The organism is Zarconia navalis LEGE 11467 (assembly GCF_015207075.1).
In the GTDB taxonomy this organism is placed as follows: Bacteria; Cyanobacteriota; Cyanobacteriia; order Cyanobacteriales; family Geitlerinemataceae; genus Zarconia; species Zarconia navalis.
Window position 1 is genome coordinate 1 of sequence record NZ_JADEXN010000299.1, and the last position, 6,617, is coordinate 6,617.

Consider the following 6,617-nt stretch of genomic DNA (forward strand, 5'->3'; position numbering starts at 1 on the left):
GTTCAAGCCAGCTTCGGGGGCATGGGGAGTGAACGGTTACATCCCTACAGTAATTGCGCTCTTTTCGTAACGAATTATCTGAACTCGATCTTACAAACTGTAACCCGAGATAGAGCGGTTCTTACACTCATGAGGTACAGGGTTTCTGGGAATAGGGAATAGGGAATGGGGGGATAAGCGCGGAATGCGAAATGCGGAAGCGCGGAAAGGGGGAATGGGGAATAGAATTTGGGTGTACTTCACAAGGCGCGAGAATTTCTATAGAACCCGAGACCCCTATGTTTTGTCAGTCAGTCAGGTTTTGTAGACAGAAAGAGAAATTTTTCTAACCGCTAAAATTTTTTAAATTCGATAAAATTCAAAAATAACCTATCGAATTCAAAACAATTCCCAAAAATAGCACGCCTAAGCTGGGAAATATCACACCGTTAATTCCCGCCGGAAACGATATGAAAAAAGCGATCGAGTTTTACCAGAATAAGCTGGGTTTTACCATCACGCATCAAGAAGGAAATCCCATTGAAATGGCAATTATCGAGCGAGATGGAGCCTCAATTTTTTTGGTCGAAAATGACGATCGAAATCTTGCCGAGGGGACCAGCCTGCGCATCGAAGTTGAAGGTGTTGAGGAACTCTACGCAGAATTTCAAGCCAAAGGCGAAGATATCGTTCATCCAAAGGGAAAGCTGGAAACAAAACCTTGGGGTTCTAAAGAGTTTTCTGTTCTCGATTTAGCAGGAGTTTGTATTGCATTCTACGAGTTTGTGGAGTTAGATTAAACGGCTGTTTCTATTGACAAAATACAAGTCGAATTCTCTGTGAACCCGATCTGAAACCAAACGTCTTCAGCCTAACTCAGCGATCGTTGAATGAGAATTGAGAGAAAATTCGTTTTTCCGCGTCCCGCCTTAAGGTAGAGTGGAAGACATCATAAATAATAAAAGTTCCAAAAAACGGTGTCTATTGAAAAAAAATCGATCGAGGTTGGCTCGTTAGAGTGGTTTTACCTGCAAGAGAAACCCGAGAAACCCGCTGACTATCCTCCCGTTCTCTTTCTACACGGTATCCCCTCTTTGAGTCATAGTTGGAGTGCGATTATCCCAGAACTCGCCAGTCAGGGATTTTGGGCTATTGCCCCAGACTGGATCGGTCACGGTCGTTCGGCTAAACCCGACAAGCGCGATTTTGCCTATACCCCCGAGGCTTTTATCGAGGCACTCGATGCTTTTTTAGAAGCCTTACAAATCGAACGATTCTCTCTAGTCGTTCAGGGATTTTTAGGATCGGTAGGATTGCAATATGCCTTCGCGCATCCCGATCGCATCGAACGACTAGCCATTTTGAATACCCCCCTTTCCACTAATGCCAAACTGCCCTTCAAAATGCAGCAAATGAGTTGGCCATTGCTTGGGGATATGATGACTCAAGACCCCTTACTTGTCGATCGGCTTTTGGAGGGGGGCAGTCGTTTCGTCGTCCCCGACAAAGATTTGAATGTATATCGCGGTCCCTATTTAGCGACTTCCGATTCCGGTCGATCGCTGTTGATGACCCTGAAAAATCTTCAAATGCCCTCAGCCATGGCTCAAATCGAGTCGGGTTTGTCTGGATGGGAGCAGCCCACTCAAATTTTGTGGGGGGTTCTCGATCCCTGGCTACCCCTGGAGGATGCGAAAGCCGCTGCGAAATCGATGGCCAATGTCGAATTCGTCGAACTCCCAGAAGCAGCACACTATCCTCAAGAACATTGGTCTGGCGAGATTAGCGAATCGCTTCTCACCTTTCTCCGTCGTCGGTAAAATGATTTACGTGAGTTTTGTTAATTATTTAATGCAATAGAGAACTATGCGCCGTTATCAGTCTTTTCTAGCTTGGATTTGTGCCCTTTTCACCGTTGTCCTCGTAAGCTGCGGTAGCCCCCAAGCCGTCACCCCGACCTATACCTCCGAACAACTTAATATGCTCGATCTATCCGCTGGCAAAATTTCCGCCATGCGCGATCGGATGACCACTGAGTTGGCAGACCTGCTCGAGAAGGAAAACTGGAATTACGTGGATATGTTCATTCACGGACCCCTGGGAACGATCCGACAGCAGGCTGGCAAAATAGATCGCAATCTCCTGACAAAAGCCGAACAGAAAGAAGCCAAAGAAATCTCGCAAGAGTTGTTCGGTCACTTAGAAAGCCTGGATGCGGCGGCAGATGCAGGGGACTACCGTCAGGCAATGAGCGATTACAAAGATAGCTTAGATGATATCGATGCTTTGTTGAAGCTCGTTCCCGAATCGGAACCGACGAGTTAAAAACATTGCTGAGGTTCTCAAGCGGAAGAACTGGGGGTAACTTTTAAGGGTTTAGCCCTGGTTGTCCCCCATTTCTCCCATTGCCCCCGATGTCCTCAATCCTCATCGAGGGGCAATCCGAACCGAACTCGACCTCGACCGAAGTAGCGTCCGAACTGGAGTTCGTAGACTTCATCTTCCTCTTGGGTTTCTACTTCAATGTCCGATCGTGGATAACTCACGCACAACAGCGCGTAACCCTGCCGTTGTAATTCTGGAGAAAGACCCATGGCTTCGGGCTGGTAGACCTCGCCCGAGATAACCCGCACCGCACAGGTCGTACACGCACCGTTACGACAGGAAAAAGGTAAGTTCGCACCCTGATTTTCGGCACTGTGGAGGATGTAGCGATCTTCTGGGACTCGAACCGAGTAACGCTGGTTCGAGGCGCGATCGTGGACGTGGATTTGGTAAGAACGGGTCATAGGGAAAGGTTTGACAGAGCCAAAATTTGGATAAGCGTCTCGTTCCTCAATCTACCAGATCGGGATGAATCCAGAAAAATGTCGAATAAATGTCAAAATTTCTTGAGTGCGATCGGGAGATTCTGCTATGATTTGTAAGCTACGGTTTAAAACTTAATAAACAATGCCCCTGGAGAGGTGGCCGAGTGGTTGAAGGCGCAGCACTGGAAATGCTGTTTAGGGGTAACTTTAACGAGGGTTCGAATCCCTCCCTCTCCGTTTAGTTTCCAACTAAATTGTTGCAGCCAGAGTAAGATCTCTTACCTTGGCTGTATTTTTTTGCGATCGACCTGGGGAATCCCAACCCGATCGCGCTGAATTTTTACGAATCATCCGAGCCGAGGGGGATCGGGGATGAGGTGACTTTCTCCCCTTTCCGAATTAATTCCGCGCTTTGGAAGTCTCCCCCTCAATGAGATCGAGTCGTTTTCTTCGCCAGCAAAATCCGTTCCAAACTCAACCCCACCACACCGATCGTCACCAGAACCATACCGCCAATTTGCAGGGGTTGCATCACTTCATTGACGATAATCCAGGCAAACAGCGCGGTCATCACCGGACCTGTCGCCCCAACAATCGACGCGAGAGAGGCATCGGAATACTTAATGGCAAAATTATTGAGGATATAGCTCACCAGGGTGAGAATCCCCAGCCAGACACCGCTCGCAAGTAAGGGAATCGATTGCTCTTTGAGGACTTCCATCGATCCCCAGCCCGTGATCCCAGCCACCAAAACCCCTACCAGGCATAAGATGAAGACCGTGAGGAAATTGGCAAAACTAAAGGGCATCGGATGCAGCTTTTTGCCGCAGATTTGGGTCAGCAGCACGTATCCGGCAAAGGTAATACCCGAAGCCACAGCATACATACTGCCGAGAACGAAATTACCGCCAACATCTCCAGAAAACACATCTGAGATTTTAGGAACCGACAAAATCGCCCCACACAGAACGATGGCCATAATTCCCCAGCGTAAGTTCGACGGACGAGCGCCAAACAGCACCCATGCTCCCAGTACCGTAACGATGGGAAAAATAAAAAACAGCGTAATCACCACCGCCATGGGAATCCCCGTCCCGAAGGCCATATAGATGAGAACTTGGGATAATAATAAACCCGCACCGCTGCCGATGACTTGGAGTTTGAGGCGATCGTCCCGACCTTGCCAAAACTGCCCGAGGTCTTCCCACATAGGTGGATAGAGCCACAGCGCTACCAAGGGCATCAATCCGACGACCACCACCATCCGCAAAAACAGAATTAGCAAGGAATTACCGACGCTCGGGGAGATGATGCCGCCCCACTCCCAAATTCCCAAAATGGTTTTGGGATTGAGAATCACCCCGATACTGACATTAAAAACTGAAAGGGCGGCGGCATAAAGCAATGCCAGAATTAATCCGAGCTTGACCTGAGAGGTCGGTTTGGCTTGAATCGATCGTGCTTTGGGCTCTAAGGGGGGTGAGGCTGGACTCGGTACCGATTTCTCAAGGTCTGGGGGTTGCAGCGCGGGAGTACCGCCATTCTCGCCAATCGTCGCTGGGGAGGAAGACCGCTGGGTGGCATCGAGATGTACTTGCTGGCTCAGACGATACACCAACGCTTCTAAGATCGCCTCACCCTGCTGTTGGAGATCTTGAATTTGCCGCAGTTGCTGGGATAGAGAGCTGTGGGGGCTGCGGAGTTCTCGCTCGACATCGCGGTAGGAGGTGTTGAGACTATTGTTGAGAGAAGCAGCTAGCTCATCGGAGGTGCGTGGAAAATCGAGATGACCTCCCCCAGATTCCAACTGAGAAAATTCTCCAGGCGAGCCATCAAACGAACCAAATGGATTGACGATCGGGCGGCGGGTCTGCCGCCACAATTGCTCTTTCAACTGTGCTGCAAGTAGTTGGGCCATCTGCTGCGTCCACAGTGGCGACGGCGCGATCGCATCCCCCGAGGTATCGGAGAGTTGTTTTCGTTTGGTTTGCAGTTGTTCGATCTCCCTAGCCAGACGAGACTTTTCCCCTTGCAGCCGCGAGACATCTCGCGCCAACTGGATGATGATATCTTGCTGGAGATTTTTGAGGTCTCCGGTCAGGGTGCGAAGAATGTCTTCTGCGGAGCGAGCGTTGGCCCGGCCCATCTCGGGTGGATCGTCCCTTTGCGCCATGAGCTGTTGTCCTTATCTAAGCTGGGTTGAAGGTTGAGTGGTTAGGGATGTGGTTTTAGAAATCTACGACCGTTTGCCGAATGTTTGAGCTGATGGAAATCGGGATTGACTATCTTTAGGGCGAGATCGATTTTCTTTCAGTCTATGTTTATTAATTCTGGCCTAATTTTACCCCTGTCTGGAACCATCAGCGGCAAATTTCGATCGGTTGTTGGCGATCGAAGCCTCCATTCACCCCCCTCAACCGCAGGAGATCGATGCAACTTAACGATCGCAAGGCGGGAAAATAGTGACGACCCCGATGTCCTCGAAGCACCCACGCACGGGCGAGCGAGAATATTTATTCTCCCCCACCCCCAGCCGTACTTAAAAGCCTCAATCCGTATCTTTTAATGCCCCCTGAATTTCGCGGGCGATCCACTCAAAGATTTGCAAACCTCGCTCGAGGGCTTGTTCGTCTTGGAGGGTAGACAGGCGTAAAAAGGGAAAACGCGGTTCCCTGGGATCGTTAGGGAGTGCCATGCCAATGGAACTGAGTTGCTCTCGCAGTTCCTGCCACTTATCTTTCGTATCGAAGGGTTCGCGACTGGCATAATCGCGAGAGGAAATTTCCAATCCCCCCCAAATTCCCACGCGAAATAGATCGTAAGGAGGGCGCGAACTTTGGGCGATCGCACAGACGGAAAAACCGCCATAGGTATCTCCCGTGCCCCACTGTACGTCGAGAAGGTTCGATCGAGCCACGGCCCATTGGTAGAGTTTTTTGGCCACGATTGCCTCTTCTTTGCCCCGGCGGCTCTTGAGTTCTTGAAAAAACGACGATTCGTCCCATTTACGCCGCCCGAGGGTGGCACTGGCTTTTTTCTGTTTCGCGCCGGCCGTTTGTCCGATGGTCCGAGGAACGAGCACTCTCAAATCCGCTTCGACATCGGTATACTGTTCGATCTCCACGGCGAGGATTTCGGCGGGATCCATCTGTTCGTTGAGAAATTCCACCACCCGACGGGCCGCCACGGGAATTTCGTCGGCCACAAATACCAAACGAATTTTTCCAGCTTGGAGGTTTGTTTTCACCTGCTGCCAAAAGGCTTCTTCATCGGCATCCGCCCCGAAAAATTCCTCGAACACCTGTTCGGGATCGCGACCTTGTTCCCGGCAGTTGGCTTCAAACTGCGCCACGAGCTGCTCGATGGGCCAATGGACGATCGCGTTTGCTGCGTAGTCGAGCATTTGACCGATCGCTTCTTGGCGACAGCGTTCGCTATTGAGACGCTTGACCTCTACGAAAGTGGGAATGCCCAAGCGATCGAGAAATAGGCGATCGCGAGACCAGCGTTGGGTCCCTTCCTCTTCATTTGCCGTTGAGTTTTCGCGGGATACGAGCAACCACCGCCGGGACATCTCGTTGTTGGGGCGGTCTCCGGCGAGTAAGTTGGGATATTGTTCGATCCACTCTTGCAGTCGCTCCTCCGACTCGTACGCTTGTTCGGTCATTTCCACAAGCCGATCGTCATCGTCGATCCGATAAATTCCTCCACCCATACCATCTTCTCTATATAAATTTGCTGGTGCGTCGTTCTCAATTGGCAGGCTAGATTATCTTTGCTTCCATTCGATCCCTAAATCGCGGTCTCAATTGAGAAACCCCTCCTCAA

The 6,617-nt window shown here is 50.3% G+C and carries 7 protein-coding genes and 1 tRNA gene; 4 read left to right on the forward strand and 4 right to left on the reverse strand.

Features of this window, described 5'->3' with window-relative positions:
* The first annotated feature begins 431 nt into the window (after positions 1 to 431).
* The 3 genes from IQ235_RS15180 to psbQ all read left to right on the forward strand — a co-directional run bounded on the left by IQ235_RS15180 (position 432) and on the right by psbQ (position 2,304).
* Positions 432 to 779, forward strand: coding sequence for a glyoxalase superfamily protein (locus IQ235_RS15180; protein WP_502652920.1), 348 nt, complete (start codon positions 432 to 434; stop codon positions 777 to 779).
* 177 nt (positions 780 to 956) lie between these two features.
* Positions 957 to 1,799 carry an alpha/beta fold hydrolase gene (locus tag IQ235_RS15185; protein WP_264322287.1) on the forward strand — a complete coding sequence of 281 codons (843 nt, stop codon included), beginning with the start codon at positions 957 to 959 and terminating at the stop codon, positions 1,797 to 1,799.
* Between the two features lie 46 nt (positions 1,800 to 1,845).
* Positions 1,846 to 2,304, forward strand: coding sequence for a photosystem II protein PsbQ (gene psbQ, locus IQ235_RS15190; protein WP_264322288.1), 459 nt, complete (start codon positions 1,846 to 1,848; stop codon positions 2,302 to 2,304).
* Between the two features lie 95 nt (positions 2,305 to 2,399).
* Here the strand turns inward: psbQ and IQ235_RS15195 are convergent, their stop codons facing one another.
* The gene (locus tag IQ235_RS15195) at positions 2,400 to 2,768 is read right to left on the reverse strand and encodes a 2Fe-2S iron-sulfur cluster-binding protein (RefSeq protein ID WP_264322289.1); all 369 of its coding nucleotides are present in this window, start codon (positions 2,766 to 2,768) and stop codon (positions 2,400 to 2,402) included.
* A 171-nt stretch (positions 2,769 to 2,939) separates the two neighbouring features.
* Here IQ235_RS15195 and IQ235_RS15200 point away from each other — a divergent pair.
* Positions 2,940 to 3,026 (forward strand) — tRNA-Ser (locus tag IQ235_RS15200).
* A 190-nt stretch (positions 3,027 to 3,216) separates the two neighbouring features.
* Here IQ235_RS15200 and IQ235_RS15205 read toward each other — a convergent pair.
* From IQ235_RS15205 to IQ235_RS15215, 3 genes are all read right to left on the reverse strand, one after another.
* Positions 3,217 to 4,962 (reverse strand): EamA family transporter, encoded by a 1,746-nt coding sequence (locus tag IQ235_RS15205; protein WP_264322290.1) that lies wholly within the window; start codon positions 4,960 to 4,962, stop codon positions 3,217 to 3,219.
* 187 nt (positions 4,963 to 5,149) lie between these two features.
* On the reverse strand, positions 5,150 to 5,278 hold the full coding sequence (locus tag IQ235_RS15210; protein ID WP_264322291.1) for a hypothetical protein: 129 nt from the start codon (positions 5,276 to 5,278) through the stop codon (positions 5,150 to 5,152).
* A gap of 59 nt (positions 5,279 to 5,337) precedes the next feature.
* Positions 5,338 to 6,504, reverse strand: coding sequence for a hypothetical protein (locus tag IQ235_RS15215; protein WP_264322292.1), 1,167 nt, complete (start codon positions 6,502 to 6,504; stop codon positions 5,338 to 5,340).
* Between the last annotated feature and the right edge of the window lie 113 nt (positions 6,505 to 6,617).

Bases quoted from the DNA above. Each gene is read 5' to 3' on its own strand.
- psbQ (WP_264322288.1), top strand. From the start codon at position 1,846: ATGCGCCGTTATCAGTCTTTTCTAGCTTGGATTTGTGCCCTTTTCACC.
- IQ235_RS15195 (WP_264322289.1), bottom strand. From the start codon at position 2,768: ATGACCCGTTCTTACCAAATCCACGTCCACGATCGCGCCTCGAACCAG.
- IQ235_RS15215 (WP_264322292.1), bottom strand. From the start codon at position 6,504: ATGGGTGGAGGAATTTATCGGATCGACGATGACGATCGGCTTGTGGAA.
- IQ235_RS15205 (WP_264322290.1), bottom strand. From the start codon at position 4,962: ATGGCGCAAAGGGACGATCCACCCGAGATGGGCCGGGCCAACGCTCGC.